The sequence below is a fragment of the Providencia zhijiangensis genome (assembly GCF_030315915.2).
GTDB classification, from domain to species: domain Bacteria; phylum Pseudomonadota; class Gammaproteobacteria; order Enterobacterales; family Enterobacteriaceae; genus Providencia; species Providencia zhijiangensis.
Genome location: NZ_CP135990.1, coordinates 1,952,629 through 1,974,649 on the forward strand (window position 1 = coordinate 1,952,629; position 22,021 = coordinate 1,974,649).

The window sequence follows — 22,021 nt, forward strand, 5'->3', positions numbered from 1 at the left end:
CAACAAAGATTAGTAATTTAATTCGATTTCGATGATGAATCTAAATTAGCCGCTAACTCTTTAATCCACGCGGAAAAATCATTTCCTAGCGTATCGTGTTGCAGGCCATATTCGACAAAGGCTTTCATGTAACCTAATTTATTTCCGCAGTCATGACTTTTACCACATAAGTGGTATGCTTCAACGGGTTCCTTATTTTCCATCATTAATGCGATTGCATCCGTTAATTGGATTTCATCGCCAGCACCCGGTGCTGTTTTCGCTAATGCATCCCAAATCTTTTCGGATAATACATAACGTCCTACGATAGATAAATTGGATGGAGCTTCATCACGTTTCGGTTTCTCCACCATACGAGAAATAGGTTTACTATCGCCCGGGCGTAAAGTCACACCGTTGCAATCCACAATTCCGTAGTTAGAAACATCTTCTTCCGGTACTGGCTCAACTAAAATTTGGCTAGCCCCAGTAGTTTCGTAGTGTTCTAACATCTCTTTAAGGTTGAATTTCGTTAAATCGGTGCTGTAGCGGTCTAAAATAACATCCGGAAGGATCACGGCAAAAGGCTCATCACCGACTAATGGCTTAGCGCACAGAATGGCGTGACCTAAGCCTTTAGCAATGCCTTGGCGTGTTTGCATGATAGTCACATGACTTGGGCAAATGGATTTAACTTCATCCAATAATTGGCGCTTAACTCGCGCCTCTAAAATGGCTTCAAGTTCAAAACTGGTATCAAAGTGGTTTTCAATAGAATTTTTAGATGAATGTGTCACTAGTACAATTTCATTAATCCCTGCGGCAATACACTCATTAACCACATACTGGATTAAAGGCTTATCAACAACCGGTAGCATCTCTTTAGGAATTGCTTTCGTCGCTGGAAGCATACGTGTACCTAAACCTGCTACTGGGATTACCGCTTTACGCACCTTGCGTTTGATCATCTCGAGAACTCCAAAAATTTAATAAGCACCGTTTATATCTTCAATAAACTATACTGGCGCGTTTTTAGTGCGCGCCAGTATATCAGGATTCATTATTGAATAAATAGAGATAGGCTCGTTTAGGATAAATAGAACCTATATTCATTAAATAAGTGCATTATTTTTGAGCATCGGGATTAAACATTAACTTAATTTTCTGATTAGAATTATGAATAAGACACTTCCAATTCTCGCCTTGAAAATCTAATCGATTTGAATGATATGTTTTTAGCGTACCTAATGGGACATTGCGCGCAAGATGATAATGATGGTGCTCCGTTGTAATATTGGCTTCCAGCCCTGCGCTCGCCAAAATCACACTTTTAGATTTGGTATTAAAGTAACCAAGTAACAATGGGAACTGACCAGAAAAGCCAGAGTCTTCCAGTAAGTGATTTATTTGATTAATAATATTATCAATTTGCGGTAACTTTTTATCTCGGTTGTTCACCGCACTCTTTAACAAATCATTAAACACAACACGAATTAAAAAGGCCGCCATCACACCTTCTTGCGGGGAGCGTTCTATATCAATGCAATAAAATCCAATTTGATCTTCCGATATTGCAGCGATGTCCAACAGCAGTCCAAAACGATTCGCTTCGTTTAATTGTCTATAGTTTATCTTATAGCCATTTATAACTTGCACCACGGGAGGCTGTAATTGTTTCAAAATGGCTAACATATCCAACTTGTCATTACTCAAAATGTTCGAAATATTTTGGATTTCATTTTCAATGAGTGTTTCAGAGTCATACTGTTCTGGATACAGGGCCGCATGAATCGTCACTTTCACTTCATCAAGATTTTTTATTGGCTTTAATAAAGCATCTTTCGCCCCAAGACGAAACATTCTATCTAATTGCGTGAAGTCTGTGGTTGCTGAAATAACAATCACAGGTACATTAATATTGCGCTCCACCAGCTCCGCCATAAATGATTCACCATTCATAACAGGCATGTTGAGGTCACAAAGAATGACATCGGGAGTCACCTTTTTTTGCGTGATCAGATCAAGTGCAAGCGCACCGTTGTCCGCGATGTAGACTTCTGTTTCTAAACTTTCGAGGTATTCACGAAGAATAGTACAAAAAATTTTTTCATCTTCAACTATGAGTATTTTTCTATTTTTCATATCATACCTACCACGACAACCCTGGTTTCATAAGTAATATATTCTGACGACAATAGTCATATTATAAAATCATTAACGACTATATTTTTAAGTATAGTTATTTTATCGAGAAAAGAATGAGCCAATCTTTAAAAAATAATTGTAGCTGTGGTCATCCTCTGCCGTTTGACCAATGCTGCTCTCCGCTGTTGCTTGGGCAGGCTATTGCTGAAACTCCAGAACAATTAATGCGTTCACGATACAGCGCTTATGTCCATCACAATGCGGATTACCTCATCAAAACATGGCATCCAGATTGCCAAGCACAAGAGTGGCGAGAGGCTATCTTAGATAGTTTTGAACAAACTGAATGGCTGGGCCTGCGTGTCATTAGTTCTTCTCATGCTAAAAATCCTGACGAAGCTTATGTCGAATTTTCGGCTTGCTTTATTGATGAAAAAGCTGATCATAAACAGCTTATTCACGAACGTTCCCGTTTTCTTCGCATTGATACACAGTGGTATTACATTGACGGAATAACACCAAAAGTTGGGCGCAATGATGATTGCCCATGCGGCTCAGGAAAAAAATTTAAGAAGTGCTGCGATAGTTATTAATTCTCTGTTTATCAATTCGTATATTCATTGCACAAATTACGATGAGCCTAAATTATTAGGCTTTAGTCAGTTAAGGATTAGACAGTTCCATGCAACACAAAAATGTACAGAAAAAAATTCTCAGAACCATTTGTCCAGATGCAAAAGGATTGATCGCTAAAATCACCAACATTTGCTACAAACACCAGCTGAACATTATCCAAAATAATGAGTTTGTTGATCACCGTACTGGTCGTTTCTTCATGAGAACGGAACTGGAAGGGATTTTTAACGATGAAACCTTACTGGCAGATTTAGATGATGCATTACCGGAAGGGTCTAAGCGCGAATTAAATTCTGCAGGGCGTCGCCGCATTGTTATTATGGTCACAAAAGAGGCGCACTGCCTTGGTGATCTTCTGATGAAAAGTGCTTACGATGGATTAGATGTCGATATTGCTGCCGTTATCGGCAACCACGATACTTTGAAAAACCTGGTCGAGCAGTTTGGTATTCCATTCCACCATATTAGCCATGAAGGGTTAACCCGCGAACAGCACGATGAAAAGCTCACTGCGCAGATTGATCAATATCAGCCTGATTACGTTGTCCTTGCGAAATATATGCGAGTGTTAACCCCTGCTTTCGTTCAGCATTACCCTAATCAAATTATTAATATTCACCATTCATTCTTACCTGCATTCATTGGCGCACGTCCTTATCACCAAGCCTATGAGCGTGGAGTTAAGATCATTGGAGCAACCGCTCACTTTGTGAATGATAATTTGGATGAAGGCCCAATCATCACGCAAAACGTTATCAATGTGGACCACACATTTACTGCGGATGATATGATGCGTGCAGGTCGAGACGTTGAAAAGAACGTACTGAGCCACGCTTTATATTGGGTATTGGCACAGCGCGTCTTTGTTTATGGAAATCGAACAATTATTTTATAACATAGCGCATCAGTTATTAATTGTAGTAATTTGTTGATTTATCACGCATTGAGATTAAAAAATCAGCATTCAGATATTTTTTTTCAATTAATACTTTACAGGGGCGCGTCATTTGATATGATGCCGCCCGCTGTGAACGATTACAGCAATTCAAAATCTGGTGGGATACCCAAGCGGCCAAAGGGAGCAGACTGTAAATCTGCCGTCACAGACTTCGAAGGTTCGAATCCTTCTCCCACCACCATCTAAGCAGTCTCTTTTCCCAGTTTATCAACTACCCCAATAAATCGATTTAACACACTTGAATGTGATTTTGATTTATAAATATAACAGTCACTTTTATCCAAAATTCCATTTAATGAAACATAGATCAGTGACCTATCAATCAGCTCATCTTCAGGATAATGATCTATAATCCCGATAAAATCACCGTCTTGAATGAAACTTTGGCAACACCCAATATTATCCATCTGTCGTATACTGGATTTACTCTCTGCGGTTTCAACTTTAGCCAGCAAGTCACTCATTAGTGAGCTTTTATAAAATGAAGGGTCACATAGCCAAGTACTTTGCTGTAGCAATACGACAACATCATGATTAAATTTTTCATATAACTCTTTTCTGCAATAAATACCTAACGGAGCATTCTCTATTTTTTTTTGTAATGAAAATCTTTCACTGACGACTAATTCAGAACTTAAAATTAAAGTATTCCCATCATAATCGACAATTTCATCTACCTCATCATAGTTAAATCTTAATATATTAACCTGTACATTATTTTTGTGTGCTGCTTGATATAAATTAATTAGATGATTTTCTTTTCCCCAGTCATAATAAATATTGGCTTCATTGACGATATAACCAGAAAAATGTTTTTTCGTTATTTCTTTCTCCTGCAAGTAGAGATCTCTAAGATCATTATAAAGTTCTTGGCCATCCTTAGTTAATGTCATTCCAAATTTTTCTCGTTTAAAAAGCCGTTTACCCAAACTCGTTTCAAAGTCTTTTATGGATTTTGCGATGGGGGGTGTCGTGCGGTTCATCACCCTTGCAGCCTTGCTTAGCGAGCCATTTTCAACAACTGCCATAAACGCCTCTAATTTTCTTGAAAAGAACATATCTATGACCCCATTCTATTTATTGAAATGTAAACCAACATGATTATTTTAAATAACAGCATATTGATTAACCCATAATCTTCCACATCAAATAAAAATTTAAATAAATTTTTTCATTTGATGGTTAACAATATTTCATAAAAGTATTTTTATAATTTCCAACATGGCAAAGCAATATATTATATTGTTTCATTTGATTATTTTTTATTGCCCCACCATTAAATCACATTAAAATATAAATAACCAACTGACTTTAAATGAACTTTTTAGTAGTTAATTATAAAACTAACAAACATTTTTTAATTAACAGTCATAGATATATTATTATTAAAAATTAAAGTTCCCTAATAAATTATGGGCAATTATATAAACAAAAAATATTTAATAGTTACACTATTGTTAGCATCTGATAGAATCCCCTCAGTCATGTTCAAAGCAATGGGTGATAAGTAACCATGAAATTTATTTCGTTCAACATTAATGGTCTAAGAGCACGTCCTCATCAACTGGAAGCGATTATTGAGAAGCATCAACCTGAAGTCATTGGGTTACAAGAGACAAAAGTCCACGATGATATGTTCCCTTACGAGGAAGTCAGTAAATTAGGCTACCATGTTTATTTTCACGGTCAAAAAGCCCACTATGGCGTAGCATTACTCCTGAAAAATGAACCACTTGCCGTTAGAAAAGGGTTTCCAACGGATGATGATGAAGCTCAGCGCCGCATCATCATGGCTGATATTCAAACCAGCGAAGGAATTCTGACCGTCGTTAATGGCTACTTCCCTCAAGGGGAAAGCCGTGACCACCCAACCAAATTCCCAGCAAAAGAAAAATTCTATCGTGATCTGCAAGATTACGTAACATCAACGCAAACCGCGGATTCCCAATTGCTGATTATGGGTGACATGAACATCAGCCATACGGATTTAGACATCGGCATTGGTGAAGTTAACCGTAAGCGTTGGTTGAAAACCGGAAAATGCTCATTCTTACCTGAAGAGCGTGAATGGCTGGATAAACTACTGAGTTGGGGACTTGTTGATACCTATCGTGAACAGCATCCAGATACCACCGATTGCTACTCATGGTTTGATTATCGCTCCAAAGGCTTTGACGATAACCGAGGTCTGCGTATTGACCTTCTGCTCGCCTCAAAGAAACTCGCCAGCCGTTGTAGCGCAACAGGTATTGATTACGACATCCGTGGCATGGAAAAACCGTCTGACCACGCACCTGTTTGGGCCGAGTTTGACCTTACTAAGTAATCCCAAGCCTCTCTTTATAGGGCATAATCATATGCCCTATGCTTTCCCCTAGATCCCTTCCTACATTCGTCCTTGGTGCACACTAAATTCAATCAATGAATTGAATAACTGTTGCTGGCCTGTTGGCAATACAGGTTGTAGCGTCGCGTCTCTTTTTTGTTTATCAAACAGCGATTCAATTAACCATCCCACCAAATACAGTGCAGATAAACAACCACCTGCCGTTGCTACATGACCATCGCACACTAAAGGTTGATTTACTGGCTCCACTGACAATGTCTTCAGCACAGCCATCGCTTCAGGATGTGTAGATGCTTGACGTTTAAGCAACAACCCTAACGCATTGAGGATAAAGTGCGCTCAAGTTTAGAAATCCACTGCGCCTATTCTGAGGGTGAGGATTTTTTCCCTTTACTCGCACTTGCTTTTTTCGCGCCCTTCTTTGCCCCTTTGTTATTGGCAACAGGTGGCAACTCACGAAACGCACGCAAGTTTGTATATTGACGAGCTTGCTGAATTAAGTTGATTAACGTCTGGCTTAACGGCTGCATAAAATCATCATAGCGAGTCTGTTTTTCACTGATCTGCGTTAGCCTTGATTCCCAGTGAGCCGTCATATCGGGCAAGGTCGCCATATCCGGTAAAACGTGGATCAACGCTCGCCCAGCAGGTGAGGCGTGAATATAACGCCCTTTTTTAAACAGAAATTGACGTTTAAACAGCAAATCGATGATCCCCGCTCGCGTCGCTTCGGTGCCTAAACCATCCGTTTCACGCAATACTTTTTTTAATGCTTTATCCTGCACAAAACGGGCGATCCCCGTCATGGCCGAAAGTAACGTTGCATCGGTAAATGGACGTGGTGGCTGAGTTTGCCGTTCGACCACTTCACCTTTTTCACACAAAAGATCATCGCCTTTTTTCACGATAGGCAATGGCATGCCGTCGTTTTCCGCGTCACGCTCTTTCCCGCCTAATACGACTCGCCATCCCGCTTCTACGAGAAAACGTGCTTTGGCATTAAATTTGCCGTTTTCAATGTCTAAATCGATCGTGCATTTGCGGTAAACCGCATCTGCCATAAATTGGATAATGTACTGACGAGCAATTAACTGGTACACATTGCTTTCATTTTCAGTTAAACGCACAGCGGCTGTTTTAGCCGTCGGAATGATGGCATGGTGGGCATCTACTTTCTTATCATCCCAACAACGGTTTTTCTTATCCAGCTCAGGTAGTTCAAACTCAGTTAACGCCGGTTGGTGTACCGCAATCGCATTTAATACCGCATGACGCCCTGCAAAATGCTCGTCCGGTAGATATCGACTATCTGAACGTGGGTAAGTGATGAGTTTGTGGGTTTCATACAGTTTCTGGCAAATATCCAGCACCTCTTGGGCACTTAAACCGTATTTTTTGGCAGCTTCAATTTGCAAAGCGGATAATGAAAACGGCAATGGTGCAATCTCAGTTTCCTGTTTATCTTGGTATTGCGTGACAATTGCCGGTTTGCCTTCAATGCGAGAAACCACATGTTCCGCTAATGGACGATGAATTAAACGCCCTTCTTCATCTTGAAAATCGATGCAAGATTCACTTGGCTGCCAAATTGCGACAAAGCGCTCATCCTTTGGCGTGACAATGTGCGCTTTAACTTCAAAAAAGTCTTTGGGTACAAAGTGTTCTATCTCTTCGTCGCGCCTAACGACCAACCCCAATACAGGAGTTTGTACGCGCCCAACAGAGAGAACCCCTTGGTAACCACCTCGCTGTCCTAATAAGGTATAGGCGCGAGTCATGTTGATTCCATACAGCCAATCTGCACGAGCGCGGGCTAATGCAGAAACACATAATGGAATAAATTCACGGTTTTCACGTAAACGATCAATCGCTCTCTCAACAGCTTGAGGGTTCAAGTCGTTGATTAAACAGCGCTTCACGCTTTTGCGTTTTTCGGGATCAAGCTTGAAGTAATCCAGCACCTCATCCACCAGCAGCTGCCCCTCTCTATCGGGGTCTCCTGCGTGGACAACGACGCTGGCTTGTTTAAGTAGCGTGTCGATAGTGTTTAATTGTTTGGTTACTGCGGAACGAGGCTTCAATTGCCACTTCTCAGGAATGATCGGCAAATCTTGCAAATTCCAACGGGCATAACGCGGATCATACGCATCCGGTTCAGCCTGTTCTAAAAGATGCCCAATGCACCACGTGACCATCTGGTCATCGCCACATTGAATAAAACCATCCCCTTTACGATGAGGTTTTGGCAGTACATCCGCAATGGCCCGTGCAAGACTGGGCTTTTCCGCAATAAACAAACGCATAGATTAGTCGATCACTTCAATTAAAGGCACACCGCTTTGTGCAGGTAATAAGGTACCGACAGACTGTAACAAAACACCTTGCTGCTGTGCAATCTCTTTAATTTTAGCGACTTCCGATGGTTTAATCGCGATGAGGAGCCCGCCTGACGTTTGTGGGTCACACAATAATTGGCGCTGCATATCGCTCATTGGTCCAATTAAGTGACCATAGCTATCAAAGTTGCGCTGAGTTCCACCCGGCACACAACCCGCTTCAATGTATTTTTCCACATCAGCAAGTTTTGGCACTTTGCTAAAGGAAATCTGAGCACGAACACCGGAGCCTTCACAGATCTCACTTAAATGACCAAGCAAACCAAAGCCCGTTACGTCCGTCATCGCCGTCACGCCGTCTAAAGGTGCAACAACCGCACCGAACTTGTTCATTTGGCACATAGTTTCAGCAGCCAGGTGCGCATGTTCTGGTGCTAACACGCCTTTTTTCTCAGCCGTGGTTAGCACACCAATACCCAACGGTTTGGTTAGGAACAGTTCGCAATCTGCACTCGCAGCACTGTTTTTCTTCACATAATCTGTGTTCACGACCCCAGTCACCGCTAAACCAAAGATAGGTTCTGGTGAGTCGATAGAGTGACCGCCTGCCAGTGAAATTCCTGCATCCGCACAAGCAGCACGTCCGCCTTCAATCACTTCGCGAGCCACTTCTGGTGGCAATTTAGCAATCGGCCAGCCAAGGATCGCAATCGCCATAATTGGCTTACCGCCCATCGCAAAAATATCGCTGATAGCGTTCGTTGCTGCAATACGTCCGAATTCAAATGGGTTATCCACGATAGGCATAAAGAAGTCAGTTGTACTGATAATGCCGATGCCATTACCTAAATCATAAACTGCGGCATCATCTTTGGTTTCATTGCCCACTAATAAGTGAGGATCATGAAATTTAGCTTGTTCCGTATGTAAAATTTGCTCTAACACTTTTGGTGCGATTTTGCATCCGCAACCAGCACCATGGCTATATTGGGTCAGTCTAATTTTTTCTGTCATTGTCTGTCTCTTTAGAAATTCGCTATCTATTTAAAAATAGGACACAAAGCCTGTCATATCAGGTTGTTGAGCTTTTGCGGGTGCTTTTAATTCTGGGGTGCCTAAATAAAGGAAACCGACAATATGGTCATTTTCTTCACAACCTAAACCGTCACGCACGATAGCGTCTTCCGTCCATGAACCTGAACGCCAAATACCGCCAAAACCTTGTGCTAATGCGGCCATTTGCATCGCTTGTACGGTGCAGCTTGCGGCAACAATTTGTTCCCACTGTGGCACTTTGGGATGATCTTTCACTTTCGCAATCACGGTAATGATGAGCGGCGCACGAAATGGTGCATTACGCGCTTTTTCTTCAACTTCCGCGCCTAACTTGCCTTCTACAGCCGCTTTTTCAAGCAGTTGGCTGAAGCGAGCGATACCATCTCCTTGCATGACAACAAAGTGCCATGGCTTCAATGCCCCGTGGTCTGGCGCTCTCATTCCTGCGGCAAGAATATTGTCGAGCTGTTCGCCTTGCGGCGCTGGAGTGGTTAAGCGTGAAGCTGAACGGCGGTTCAACAAAAGGGTTAATGCATCCATATTGATCTCCGATTAAGAGTAAGCTGATGTAGTGCTCAGCAAAATAGAAATACCATCGGGCTATTGTACAACGCTCACAATGGTTTTGTTATGAATAATCCTGTATTACATTATTTGGTATCTGTCATCGTTTGATACTGTATAGGATTAAATCTATTGATTAATCTATCTATTAATCATCTGTCAAATAGATGATATTCTAAATCATTCGCGCGTCATCTTATGCCGCCAACTTGATTGATATCCTCACACTGGAGAAAAAATGCGACAACTCTGGGATATTTTCGCCACCGTCTTTAAGTTTAGCTGGCGAGTCATTAATTTCATTCGACAATTTGTTTTCAACGCAATTTTCTTCGTGTTGCTATTTTTAGTGATCGGCGGTTATTCTCTCTTGCAATCCGACAGCGAGCCAGAAAAAAACTATTTTGGTGCACTGGTTGTTGATCTACAAGGGGTTGTTGCCGACCAGGTCTCTTCCCCGGATCCTTTCGGACGCATGAGCCGCGAATTGCTGGGTACCTCGAACAACTTAATGCAGGAAAACTCGCTATTCGATATCGTCGATACCATTCGTACAGCCGCTGACGATGACCGCATTACAGGTCTAATACTACGTTTAGATAATCTGGTTGGTGCCGATCAACCCTCCATGGCATACATCGGTAAAGCGATTGAAGAGTTTAAAGCCTCTGGAAAATCAGTCTATGCAATGGGCGATAGCTATACACAAGCTCAATATTACTTAGCTAGCTTCGCAGATGAAATTTATCTCGCCCCCCATGGCGCCGTCGGAATTTACGGTTTCTCAACGGATACCCTGTATTACAAATCTTTATTAGAAAAACTCAAGGTAAGCACCCATATTTTCCGCGTTGGTACCTACAAATCTGCAGTTGAACCGATGATGCGCGATAATATGTCACCTGAAGCCCGTGAAGCTAACCTACTTTGGTTAAATACCTTATGGGATAACTATTTAGGATCTATCGCGGAGAATCGCCAATCTAAAGCTGAACAAATCTTCCCGGGAGCGGATAAGCTCATTGCACAACTTCGCGCCGTCAAGGGTGATACTGCGCAGTATGCTTTGCAGCAAAAATTAGTGGATAAGATTTACACTCGCGAGCAAGCCGAAAATGTGTTCTCTAATCAGTTTGGTTGGAATAAAGAAGATAAAACATTCAATGGCATTAGCATCTATGATTACTCCACTAAAATTGCCGATACCAGCAACAGCGACGGTAATATTGCGGTTATCGTCGTTCAAGGTGCCATCATGGATGGACCACAAACTCCCGGTATTGCTGGTGGCGAAACCCTCGCAGCTCAAATCCGTGATGCGCGCTTAAATGAAAACATTAAAGCCATCGTATTACGCGTTAATAGTCCAGGGGGAAGTGTCAGTGCTTCTGACCTGATCCGCAGTGAATTAGCCGCTGCGCGTACCGCGCAGAAACCGGTCGTTGTATCCATGGGTGGCATGGCCGCATCAGGCGGTTACTGGATCTCAACGCCAGCTGACTACATCATTGCTAGCCCAAGCACTTTAACAGGCTCTATCGGTATTTTCGGTGTGATCAATACCTTTGAAAGCTCATTAGAATCTATCGGCGTTTATACTGACGGTGTTTCGACGTCCCCATTAGCAGGCGTTTCTGTCACTAAAGGGATTAGCCCACAATTTTCTGATATGATGCAAATCACCATCGAAAATGGCTACCAAACCTTTATTGGCTTAGTTGCTCAATCTCGCCATAAAACACCGGAAGAAATCGATAAGATTGCCCAAGGTCGCGTTTGGATTGGTAAGGATGCGCTGAAAATTGGTTTAGTTGATGAACTTGGTGATTTCGATGATGCCGTCGCAAAAGCCGCCGAATTAGCGAAAGTAAAATCTGTCGAGCTGGATTGGATGCAACCTGAACTGTCCTTTATGGATCAGTTGATCCTTGAATTGACTAGCAACGTTCAAGTCATGATGCCTGATGCATTGCAAACATTCCTACCACCAGCGGTCGCTACTGATATTCGCCGCCAAGCTCAGTTCTTCTTAAAAATGAACGATCCACAAAATCGTTACGCATTTTGCTTAAACTGCGCAGAAATTAACTAATTATTCATTTTCACCCATGGCTCCCCTCTCAAGGCAACCTTAGAGGGGGCTGCCATTCGCGGTGGATGACGCTGGCGTAAACTGAAGTTTCCATCACAACAATCTGCAATATCTTGTTTTATCCATAGATTATCTCCAGTAAATAAGCCAAAATCCTTATAATCCAAATTATTCACACACAGAATTTCTTATTCATACAGAACTTTATCTGTCATCGTTAGGTAACAAAATGCAGAAGAAATCGATTTATGTCGTTTATACGGGTGGCACCATCGGCATGCGCCATTCTCCTCAAGGCTATATTCCTGTTTCTGGTCACCTACAGGCACAATTAGCCCAAATGCCTGAATTTCATCGCCCTGAAATGCCAACATTTACGATCCGTGAACATCAGCCTTTAATCGATTCTTCTGACATTACACCGGAAGATTGGCAAAATATTGCCGATGACATCAGTGAAAATTACGATAAATATGATGGTTTTGTGATCCTGCATGGCACTGACACCATGGCATTTACGGCTTCTGCACTCTCCTTTATGTTTGAAAACTTGAAGAAGCCGATTATTGTGACAGGGTCACAGATTCCACTGGAAGCCCTACGTTCCGATGGGCAAACCAACCTGCTTAATGCACTCTATTTAGCGGCAAACTACCCGATCAATGAAGTGGGTTTATTCTTCAATAATAAACTGTATCGCGGTAACCGCACTGTGAAAGCTCATGCGGATGGTTTTGAAGCTTTCACCTCGCCAAACTGTTCCCCACTGATGGAAGCCGGTATTCATATCCGTACATTCAATGCCTGCCCAGCACCGATTGGCGTTGGCGAATTAAAAACCCATCGTATTACCCCGCAGCCTATTGGAGTTGTCACCCTCTACCCGGGGTTATCGATAGAAATCGTACGAAATATTCTTCAGCAACCGGTTAAAGCGCTAATCTTGCGCTCTTACGGTGTAGGAAATGCCCCTCAGCAACCGGAACTTCTGCGTATTCTTCGTGAAGCAACTTCTCGCGGCATTATTGTCGTCAACCTTACCCAATGTATTTCTGGGCGGGTAAATATGGAAGGTTACGCCACCGGACACGCATTAGCAGAATCTGGAGTGATCAGTGGTTTTGATATGACTTTTGAAGCCGCATTGAGTAAATTACATTACTTACTAAGCCAAGATTATACCTCTGAGCTTATTCGAGAATTAATGCAAAATAATCTACGTGGTGAATTAAGCTACGCCGATGAATAAGCCATAACCTACTGAGAAGAATGATGAAATCAGCATTACTGTTAGTCGACTTACAAAATGATTTTTGTACTGGTGGTGCTCTCGCTGTAAAACAAAGCGAACAGGTTATTGAAACCGCAAACCACGTTATTAAGCAATGCCAAAAACAGGGTATCACGGTGATCGCCAGCCAAGATTGGCATCCAGAAAACCATCTCAGTTTTGCCGTCAATTCTAACCAGCCTGTTGGCACCCTTGGCGAACTGAATGGATTGCCACAGGTTTGGTGGCCGGTTCACTGTGTACAAGGCTCCCATGGTGCTGATTTCCATCCAGAGCTTCATCGCCAAGCTATTCAAAAGGTATTTACTAAAGGTGAAAATCCGCAGGTAGATAGCTACAGTGCCTTTTTTGATAATGACCGAGTCAGTCAAACTGAACTTCATGTGTGGCTTCAGCAGCAACAAATCAGCCATTTAATGATTATGGGCATTGCGACCGACTATTGTGTGAAGTTTACTGTACTGGACGCGCTGAGACTCGGCTACCGTGTCGATGTGCTAACGGATGGGTGTCGCGGCGTTAATTTAGCCCCTGAAGATAGCCTGAAAGCTTTAGCGGAAATGCAGAGTGCTGGGGCTAAGTTAGTAGCATTGCCACTCTAGCGTTCCATCACCCTACTAATGGGTTTCAAATTTTGGCCCTGCTAATTTGCAGGGCTAACTATCTTATTCGTCGTTTTCTTGCGGTTTCAATGTCGCAAGCCTATCCCCTTGAAAAAGCGCTTTCAATTCTTGCTTACTCTTCATGGTAATTTGGCCGTCTGTACCGACCGTCATATGCTCCGCATCATGGTTATGGCGAGATTGCCATAACATCACCATCTGCAAGGTATTTTCTTTTTGTTCTGGCGTTAATGCCACGCCATCCGGCCATTTACCTAACTCCACTGCCGTCACTAAACGCTGGTAAATTTCTGGGGTCATGACAGACAGCAATTGGTCTATTTGTTGTGCATCCATTTCTACGCTCACGTTACGCCTCATCACATCAAGTTAGTGGCAATCAAGATAATTATTTTTTATGGTTTTATGAATATATGACATTTTGAATAATCAGCCGAGTCGTTATTGCTGAACATATTTTCATACTTCAGCAAGCTTCAGCACGCTACCCTACGGTCTTTTCACCCGTTTGGTCATCTGTAAAACTTAGTGATGCTGAATTTATGCAGTAACGCTGTCCGGTTGGTTGTGGACCATCAGGAAATACATGTCCAAGATGCGCATTGCAATTACTACAGCGCACTTCTATACGGTGCATTCCATGAGAGAAATCTTCGATAAATTTTATCAAACTTTCATCAATTGGTTGAAAGAAACTCGGCCATCCGCAGCCCGCATCAAATTTGGTCTCAGAAAGGAATAAAGGGGTTCCACAACAGAGACATTCATACACGCCATCTTTACGGTTATGCAATAATTGGCCACTAAATGGGGGCTCTGTGCCAGCCTCTTGTGTAACATACAGCTGGACTTGGTTAAGCTTTGATAAATCAACAGCTTGCTTATCTTTATTCGACATCGATTACCTACTCTTTTTCAAAAAGATGCGTATTAAAGCGATTTCGCACCCATTTCAAGCAACAAAAACTTAACAACGCTCAGTGGAAAACTATTCTAGACTATTAAGGTTAGAACTTTACGGTTTGATTTGTGATGAGCCTCACATATATCACTGATGGATGGTTTCATTATGCTGAACAATCCCGATAATACGTGCGGCTGTATTTGCTGCTGAAGTGACTGACAAATATGCAGATAGTGGTATCAGAATTGATTTTTTTCAATAATTGACACGATTCCGCTTGACGGCTGGCAAGGTTTTGGTAACTTTAAGTACATCTTAATTCACGAAATAAAATAGCTGGTGGAAATACTATGACTATCAAAGTAGGTATTAATGGTTTTGGTCGTATCGGCCGTATCGTTTTCCGTGCTGCACAAGAGCGTTCTGACATCGAAATCGTTGCTATCAACGACCTGCTCGATGCAGAGTACATGGCATACATGTTGAAATACGACTCAACTCACGGTCGTTTCAACGGTACTGTTGAAGTTAAAGATGGTCACTTAGTTGTTAACGGTAAAAAAATCCGTGTTACAGCAGAGAAAGATCCTGCAAACCTGAAATGGAACGAAGTCGGTGTTGATGTTGTTGCTGAAGCAACTGGTATCTTCCTGACTGACGAGACTGCTCGTAAACACATCCAAGCAGGCGCGAAGAAAGTTGTGTTAACTGGTCCTTCTAAAGATGACACTCCAATGTTCGTTATGGGCGTTAACCACAAAGCTTACGCAGGTCAAGAAATCGTTTCTAACGCATCTTGCACAACTAACTGCTTAGCTCCACTGGCTAAAGTTATCAACGACAAATTTGGTATCGTTGAAGGTCTGATGACCACTGTTCACGCAACCACAGCAACACAAAAAACTGTTGATGGTCCATCTCACAAAGACTGGCGTGGTGGTCGTGGTGCTTCTCAAAACATCATCCCATCTTCAACTGGTGCTGCTAAAGCTGTAGGTAAAGTTATTCCTGAGCTGAACGGTAAACTGACTGGTATGTCTTTCCGTGTTCCAACTCCTAACGTTTCTGTTGTTGACCTGACTGCACGTCTGGCAAAACCAGCAACTTACGCACAAATCTGTGACGCTATCAAAGAAGCAGCAGAAGGCGAGCTGAAAGGCGTTCTGGGTTACACTGAAGACGACGTTGTATCTACCGATTTCAACGGCGAAAAACTGACTTCAGTATTCGATGCTAAAGCAGGTATCGCTCTGAACGACAACTTTGTGAAACTGGTTTCTTGGTATGACAACGAAACTGGTTACTCTAACAAAGTTCTAGACCTGATTGCTCACATCTCTAAATAAGAGCTGTTAAGCAACCAGTGTGACTGAGCCGCCTCTTGGCGGCTCTTTTGTATCTTTCATACATTCAAAATTAAAGCCCAGCTCAATATACTCCAAGCTGCGTCCCCCGCTTCATTCAATGCCACTTGCAGTATCGTGAGTTTGTTATATTGTTATTTCTAGTTACTGCCCTATTTATAGGCGCTGTTCTATTTATAGTCGCTGATTTAGGTCGTGATGATGGACCAACAACCACAGGCGCAAGACAATGCATGATAAAATTTTTGCTTTACCTGTTATCAAACAAATTTCTCCTTACATTACCCAACGTCAACTTGGCGATTTACCGCTGATCGTCATTTCCCACCCAAAAGTGCGTGGTGCCGTGAGCCTACAAGGTGCCCACTTAATTGACTGGCAACCCGCAGGTCAAAAACCCTGCCTTTGGTTAAGTCCAGAAAGTGCGTTTAAAGAAGGGGTTGCCATTCGTGGCGGTATTCCTATTTGCTGGCCATGGTTTGGACCTGTAAATAGCCCTAGTCACGGATTTGCCCGTATTTTACCTTGGCAATTTACGGCTCATAATGAACATGATTGTGGTGTCATTCTCACCTTTACCCTGACAGACAACGAATACACCCGCAAACTCTGGCCTCATGAGTTCACGCTGATTTTACGTATGAAGCTCGGGGAAACTTGCGAACTTGAATTAGAAAGCTACGGTGACTTCGAGGCTACCGCCGCATTACACAGCTATTTCAATATCAGTGATATCCAGAAAGCCACCGTTTATGGCCTTGGTGGGCATTACATCGATAAAGTCGCCGATAGAGAAGCCTATATTTCAGAACCGCTAAAATTTAATAAGCACACTGACCGCATATATACCGAGCCAGAAGAATACAGTTTATTACGTGATGATGGCTGGAATCGCACTATTGAGCTGCATCACTATCATCATAGTGACGTGGTGTGCTGGAACCCTTGGGCGGAGTTATCGTGCAGCATGCAGGATATGCCTAATAATGGTTACAAACAGATGGTTTGTGTGGAAACGGCTCGCATTCATATGCCAATGAAATCTGAAGCGCAAAGCCCTTCTCGTCTTTCTCTCGTGATGGTATGCCGCGAAAATAAACCTCAGCCACAGCAAGAATAACCAAGCGAAAAATAAACGTAAGAATAAATGCAAAATAAAACCCCAAAACAGCCTAGCCATTTTGGGGTTTTTTATTCTATTCCAGCGTATAAATTAGAAGGTGTAAGTCACACCGCTCCACATAATCGCAGAATAAGATTTATTGACCATTGGGCTGTCTTTTACTTCACTAGACAGTTTATCAACACGACCCAGCGCAAACAGTGACCAGCTGTCTGTCATGCGATAATTAGCTGATAACTCCACATACGGTGTCCAGCTTGAATTTGGTTCATAACGTTTTAATCCACTATTTGCAGATTCTTTGGATGTCACACCGAATTCATAACGGTTCAGTTTCGCACTATCCCATTTGATACCGACACCTGGGGTTAAAGACCAGCTATCGCCTTTAAATGCGTACAAGTAAGCGGCTTCAGCACGCATGCCTTCGCTTTCCCACAACATGTCGATAGAGCCATTGAAACGCAATGTACCCCAGTCAGCATTATGACGGTAAGTAAAGCCGCCCATTACGGTATCGCGGCGGCGATCCAGCTTACGCATGTCGGCATTATCATTATCTTTTGGCTTAAAGAAATGTGGGTAGTAATAAGCATCTAAAGACAACTGGTCAACTTTATCATTCCACAAGTAGTAACCTACAGCTAAAGTGCGGAAGTAAAAATTTTCACTTTCATAATTTACAACGGGAACTGGCGTAATATAGTCGCTCGTTTTGATGCCTTTATAAGGTGTTGATTGCGCTAATACAGAGCCACCAACAGACCAAGTTCCAGCAAACGCAGCAGTTGAAACCGCACTTAACGCAATGGCAAGTGTGGTCATTTTGATTATTTTAGACATTTTAAATTAAACCCAAATTATTCAGATGAAGTTAACAATAAACAATGAATAACGTGGGAAATTTCACCCACGTTAATGAGATGGTTCACATTTAAAGCTAAATTACTTTGATTGTCTATCTTTCTCAATCATGAATATCAGCCAAGTGAATGAATGATGTGCTTTTTTATTGAAAATCAATAGGTACGCGACGTGCTAGCGCACATAATAATTCGTAACCGATTGTGCCCGCCGCCTGTGCCACATCATCAACAGGTAAATTTTCGCCCCACAGCTCCACTTTGGAACCAATAGTTGCTTCTGGACAGTCACTAATATCAATCGTTAGCATATCCATGGAAACCGTACCTAACAGCGCACAACGCTGTCCCTGACACCACACTGGCGTTCCTGTTGGCGCATGACGAGGGTATCCATCGGCATAACCACAGGCCACAGTCGCTATGCGCATCGGTTTTTCTGACGTAAATTTGCTACCGTAACCAATGGATTGACCCGCTTCAATATCATGGACTGCAATAATTTCCGATTGTAGCGTCATCGCCGCTTTTAAATCATATTCAGCAATATCGCCCCATTTGCCACTCGGAGACGCACCATACAGCACAATTCCAGCCCGCACCCAATCATAATGGGTGTTTTTATGCCATAAAACCGCCCCTGAATTCGCAATGCAGGTCGGCAGTGATAACTGAGCAAATTGTTGAATTTTCGCTAATGGCGCTTGTGTTCCCTCAACCATATCTGAATTTGCAAAATGGCTCATTAATGTCACATCCGCAACATTTTCCATCTGGCTCAGTTGAGAGACAATATCCGCATACTCATTCATCGAGAAACCTAAGCGATTCATTCCGCTATTAAGCTTAATGTAGACAGAAATAGGTTTATTCAGTAAAGCTTGCTCAATGGCGGCTAGCTGCCAGCGACTGTGTACGCTGGTTGTTAATTGATACTGGTCAATAACTACCAAATCATCAGCTTGGAAGAACCCTTCTAATAATAAAATTGGCCCCTTCCACCCTTCATTTCTCAATAAAATGGCTTCATGAAGATCTAAAACGGCAAAACCATCAGAATCTTTTAGTCCGCGCCAAATTCGTTTAATACCATGGCCATAACCATCCGCTTTCATCACTGACCAGACCTTCGCTTGACCAACTTTCTGGCGGATCACCGCTAAATTATGTTCTAAATTATGTTGATGAATGACAGCACGAATTGGGCGTGGCATTGCGATTCCTTATTATTATTGATATGTTACGTCGCTCAATTAACGCGCAGGCGATAAGTGACCCGTACTGACTAATTTCGTATTAAAACCATCGGTATATCTGAATACCGATAAATCATCCGCAGCGATGTCCGGCGTATTCCCTGAAATTAAATCAGCCAACAATTTGCCAGAGCCGCAAGCCATTGTCCAACCTAAGGTTCCATGCCCCGTATTCAAATACAAGTTGCTGAATTCTGTCGGCCCAACTATCGGGGTTCCGTCTGGCGTCATTGGACGTAATCCTGTCCAAAACTGTGCTTGATTAATATCGCCGCCGCCTTGATAGAGATCTTGCACCACCATTTTTAGGGTTTCACAGCGTTTTTTCAGTACATCAAGATTAAAACCAACCACTTCTGCCATACCCCCAACGCGAATACGTTGGTCAAACCGTGTTACAGCTATTTTGTAGGTTTCATCCAACACAGTCGAAACCGGCGCTCGAGATTCATCGATGATTGGCATCGTCAATGAGTAACCTTTCAGAGGATAAACAGGAATCTTCACCAATTGCTGCAACATCTGAGTGGAATATGACCCCATGGCAACGACATATTGATCCGCCAGCAAAACCTCACCATCGACCTTAATACCGCTGATGCGCTTGCCATCCGTTAAAATTTGCTCCACATGGCAGCCAAAGCGGAATGTAACTCCAACTTGCTCTGCCATTTTCGCCAGTTTTTTGGTGAACTGCTGGCAATCCCCTGTTTCATCATTTGGTAAGCGTAAACCACCTGTCAGCTTATGTTTTACAAAAGCCAATGCAGGCTCAGCTGTAATGAGCTGATCTGAGGTCAGTAATTCGTATGGCACACCTTCTTGCTGCAAAACCGCGATATCATTGGCCGCATTATCAAACTGTTTTGCCGTTCTAAACAACTGTAACGTACCACCTTGACGACCTTCATAGCCAATGCCGGTATCTGCTCTAAGTTGGCGAATGCAATCACGGCTATATTCTGCGATCCGCACCATGCGGCTTTTATTCATGGTGTAGTGCTGCATGTCGCAGTTTTTCAACATTTGCCACATCCAACGTAATTGGAACAGACTACCATCGGGTTTGATCGCTAAAGGGGCATGTTTTTCAAACATCCATTTTACGGCTTTAAGAGGGATCCCCGGCGCACCCCATGGGGTTGCATATCCTGGAGAAATTTGCCCTGCATTACCTGCGCTGGTTTCTTCAGCCACATCAAGCTGCCTATCAATGACGCAAACTTCATGCCCTTCTTGTGCTAGATACCACGCAGTGGTAACACCAATAACGCCAGCACCTAAAACGAGAACTTTCATAGAACCCCTCAAGAGAACAAAATGGAATTACTGTTAGCATAATATTCTAGTTTTTATTTTCCAATACAGTTAATTAACATTTTTAACAAAAAAGTTAAATCCTCTATCAAATTTAGGTTCTCTTAAATCCAGTGAAATTTTATTCTACCCATTAAAAAGAGAATAAATCAATTTAGTATATATAAATCAACTTGTTAAAAGCAAACCCCCAAAATTAATTCTGATTAAATAATGAGTTAAACAGAGTTTTATATTCATTCATCAAAAGATTATTCCATTTCAATATTTAGAAGCTAAATATCGAATAACTCACCACGCCAGATAATAACATTGATAAATTTAAATTAAGCAGATGATTACACTAATCAATCAATCGGGAACAAAAAAAGCCAGTGCAAGGCACTGGCTTTTTGTTTGAAAATGGTAGTGTTAAATATTATTCGCGAGGTCAGATGGCATATTACTTTGCATATTGTGCCAGATCACGCCGCTATCTTTACCGTAGTTTCTGACGCAATCCATAATACGGTCATAGGCTTGCTCACGGCATAAATTGCTCAGCTGTTGGTAAAAACTTAACGCTAAACGACGGGCTTCAGGATTAGAGAAATAATAACGCCCAACTCGCGTGTATAACCCTCGTAATCCATTAATAATCAAACCATAGATTGGGTTACCGGACGCAAAGGCCAGTCCACGGAAAATGTTGTAATCCAAATCACTAAATGCATCTGAGTTATCTTCAACTTTATCTTTACCCGATAACACTTCTAATGAGGCTTCTGGATCATTACGAAATGCGGTACGAATAAAAATAGCCGCAATATTAGTACGTACTGCCAATAAATTATCAATTAGCTGAGGTACACGGTCGTGATCGAGTTTCGCCAACGTTTCCAGAATGTTTAATCCTGACGTTTCCCAGTAGTTATTGACCTTGGTTGGCTTACCATGTTGAATGGTTAACCACCCATCACGGGCTAAACGCTGTAAAACTTCACGTAATGTCGTACGGGTTACGCCGATTAATTCAGATAGCTCACGCTCCGCGGGTAAGATAGATCCTGGAGGAAAACGATTGTTCCAAATACTCTCAATAATGTACTCTTCCGCAAAACCTGCCGGACTTTGAGCTTTAATAACCATATTTTTATTATTCCAAACATTTTTAGACGGACTACGCGG

General features: G+C 42.3%; 21 protein-coding genes and 1 tRNA gene. 9 read left to right on the forward strand and 13 right to left on the reverse strand.

All coding sequences use genetic code 11. The features are described from left to right. Positions 1 to 17 precede the first annotated feature (17 nt). Together galU and rssB are read right to left on the reverse strand one after the other, a co-directional pair. A complete protein-coding gene (gene galU / locus QS795_RS08905) occupies positions 18 to 947 on the reverse strand; it encodes a UTP--glucose-1-phosphate uridylyltransferase GalU (protein ID WP_286271175.1) in 930 nt (309 codons plus the stop codon). A 157-nt stretch (positions 948 to 1,104) separates the two neighbouring features. Beyond that, positions 1,105 to 2,121: a two-component system response regulator RssB gene (rssB, locus tag QS795_RS08910; protein ID WP_286271177.1), complete on the reverse strand. Its 1,017-nt coding sequence runs from the start codon at positions 2,119 to 2,121 to the stop codon at positions 1,105 to 1,107. A gap of 116 nt (positions 2,122 to 2,237) precedes the next feature. On the opposite strand from rssB, the gene QS795_RS08915 reads away from it, so the two are divergent. The 3 genes from QS795_RS08915 to QS795_RS08925 all read left to right on the forward strand — a co-directional run bounded on the left by QS795_RS08915 (position 2,238) and on the right by QS795_RS08925 (position 3,899). Then, positions 2,238 to 2,717: a YchJ family protein gene (locus tag QS795_RS08915; protein WP_154603711.1), complete on the forward strand. Its 480-nt coding sequence runs from the start codon at positions 2,238 to 2,240 to the stop codon at positions 2,715 to 2,717. A gap of 89 nt (positions 2,718 to 2,806) precedes the next feature. After that, a complete protein-coding gene (gene purU / locus QS795_RS08920; protein ID WP_036956491.1) occupies positions 2,807 to 3,655 on the forward strand; it encodes a formyltetrahydrofolate deformylase in 849 nt (282 codons plus the stop codon). 159 nt (positions 3,656 to 3,814) lie between these two features. After that, a tRNA-Tyr gene (locus QS795_RS08925) sits at positions 3,815 to 3,899 on the forward strand. A 1-nt stretch (position 3,900) separates the two neighbouring features. On the opposite strand, the gene QS795_RS08930 is transcribed toward QS795_RS08925, so the two are convergent. Beyond that, positions 3,901 to 4,776 carry a LysR family transcriptional regulator gene (locus QS795_RS08930; protein ID WP_154603709.1) on the reverse strand — a complete coding sequence of 292 codons (876 nt, stop codon included), beginning with the start codon at positions 4,774 to 4,776 and terminating at the stop codon, positions 3,901 to 3,903. 455 nt (positions 4,777 to 5,231) lie between these two features. On the opposite strand from QS795_RS08930, the gene xthA reads away from it, so the two are divergent. Beyond that, entirely contained in the window at positions 5,232 to 6,044 is an 813-nt protein-coding gene (gene xthA, locus QS795_RS08935; protein ID WP_154603708.1) for an exodeoxyribonuclease III, read from the forward strand. Between the two features lie 60 nt (positions 6,045 to 6,104). Here the strand turns inward: xthA and QS795_RS08940 are convergent, their stop codons facing one another. Genes QS795_RS08940 through QS795_RS08955 form a run of 4 tightly spaced genes read right to left on the reverse strand, consistent with a single transcriptional unit; the run spans position 6,105 to position 9,997 of the window. Beyond that, complete coding sequence (locus QS795_RS08940) at positions 6,105 to 6,377, reverse strand: type 1 glutamine amidotransferase family protein (RefSeq protein ID WP_286271181.1); 273 nt, start codon at positions 6,375 to 6,377, stop codon at positions 6,105 to 6,107. 50 nt (positions 6,378 to 6,427) lie between these two features. Next, entirely contained in the window at positions 6,428 to 8,368 is a 1,941-nt protein-coding gene (locus tag QS795_RS08945; protein ID WP_286271182.1) for a DNA topoisomerase III, read from the reverse strand. Between the two features lie 3 nt (positions 8,369 to 8,371). Continuing rightward, positions 8,372 to 9,415 (reverse strand): selenide, water dikinase SelD, encoded by a 1,044-nt coding sequence (gene selD, locus QS795_RS08950; RefSeq protein WP_154603703.1) that lies wholly within the window; start codon positions 9,413 to 9,415, stop codon positions 8,372 to 8,374. Positions 9,416 to 9,445: 30 nt separating this feature from the next. Further along, positions 9,446 to 9,997, reverse strand: a complete 552-nt coding sequence (locus QS795_RS08955; protein WP_154638422.1) for an NAD(P)H nitroreductase — start codon at positions 9,995 to 9,997, stop codon at positions 9,446 to 9,448. Positions 9,998 to 10,259: 262 nt separating this feature from the next. On the opposite strand from QS795_RS08955, the gene sppA reads away from it, so the two are divergent. From sppA to pncA, 3 genes are all read left to right on the forward strand, one after another. Then, positions 10,260 to 12,113 carry a signal peptide peptidase SppA gene (gene sppA, locus QS795_RS08960; RefSeq protein ID WP_286271183.1) on the forward strand — a complete coding sequence of 618 codons (1,854 nt, stop codon included), beginning with the start codon at positions 10,260 to 10,262 and terminating at the stop codon, positions 12,111 to 12,113. 229 nt (positions 12,114 to 12,342) lie between these two features. Then, positions 12,343 to 13,362, forward strand: coding sequence for an asparaginase (ansA, locus tag QS795_RS08965; protein WP_154603699.1), 1,020 nt, complete (start codon positions 12,343 to 12,345; stop codon positions 13,360 to 13,362). Positions 13,363 to 13,385: 23 nt separating this feature from the next. Beyond that, the gene (pncA, locus tag QS795_RS08970) at positions 13,386 to 14,006 is read left to right on the forward strand and encodes a bifunctional nicotinamidase/pyrazinamidase (protein ID WP_286271318.1); all 621 of its coding nucleotides are present in this window, start codon (positions 13,386 to 13,388) and stop codon (positions 14,004 to 14,006) included. 63 nt (positions 14,007 to 14,069) lie between these two features. On the opposite strand, the gene QS795_RS08975 is transcribed toward pncA, so the two are convergent. Both QS795_RS08975 and msrB read right to left on the reverse strand, forming a co-directional pair. Further along, positions 14,070 to 14,363, reverse strand: a complete 294-nt coding sequence (locus QS795_RS08975) for a YeaC family protein (protein ID WP_181478744.1) — start codon at positions 14,361 to 14,363, stop codon at positions 14,070 to 14,072. A 148-nt stretch (positions 14,364 to 14,511) separates the two neighbouring features. Continuing rightward, positions 14,512 to 14,925 (reverse strand): peptide-methionine (R)-S-oxide reductase MsrB, encoded by a 414-nt coding sequence (gene msrB / locus QS795_RS08980; RefSeq protein WP_286271184.1) that lies wholly within the window; start codon positions 14,923 to 14,925, stop codon positions 14,512 to 14,514. A 356-nt stretch (positions 14,926 to 15,281) separates the two neighbouring features. On the opposite strand from msrB, the gene gapA reads away from it, so the two are divergent. After that, positions 15,282 to 16,277, forward strand: a complete 996-nt coding sequence (gene gapA / locus QS795_RS08985) for a glyceraldehyde-3-phosphate dehydrogenase (RefSeq protein ID WP_006658762.1) — start codon at positions 15,282 to 15,284, stop codon at positions 16,275 to 16,277. Positions 16,278 to 16,524: 247 nt separating this feature from the next. Continuing rightward, positions 16,525 to 17,415, forward strand: coding sequence for a D-hexose-6-phosphate mutarotase (locus QS795_RS08990; RefSeq protein ID WP_286271185.1), 891 nt, complete (start codon positions 16,525 to 16,527; stop codon positions 17,413 to 17,415). A gap of 93 nt (positions 17,416 to 17,508) precedes the next feature. Here QS795_RS08990 and QS795_RS08995 read toward each other — a convergent pair whose 3' ends face one another. The 4 genes from QS795_RS08995 to fadR form a co-directional block, all read right to left on the reverse strand. Further along, positions 17,509 to 18,261: a MipA/OmpV family protein gene (locus QS795_RS08995; protein ID WP_286271186.1), complete on the reverse strand. Its 753-nt coding sequence runs from the start codon at positions 18,259 to 18,261 to the stop codon at positions 17,509 to 17,511. Between the two features lie 166 nt (positions 18,262 to 18,427). Beyond that, the gene (gene alr / locus QS795_RS09000) at positions 18,428 to 19,495 is read right to left on the reverse strand and encodes an alanine racemase (RefSeq protein WP_286271187.1); all 1,068 of its coding nucleotides are present in this window, start codon (positions 19,493 to 19,495) and stop codon (positions 18,428 to 18,430) included. Positions 19,496 to 19,534: 39 nt separating this feature from the next. After that, complete coding sequence (locus QS795_RS09005; RefSeq protein ID WP_286271189.1) at positions 19,535 to 20,836, reverse strand: D-amino acid dehydrogenase; 1,302 nt, start codon at positions 20,834 to 20,836, stop codon at positions 19,535 to 19,537. Positions 20,837 to 21,265: 429 nt separating this feature from the next. Next, entirely contained in the window at positions 21,266 to 21,982 is a 717-nt protein-coding gene (fadR, locus tag QS795_RS09010) for a fatty acid metabolism transcriptional regulator FadR (RefSeq protein ID WP_036956460.1), read from the reverse strand. Between the last annotated feature and the right edge of the window lie 39 nt (positions 21,983 to 22,021).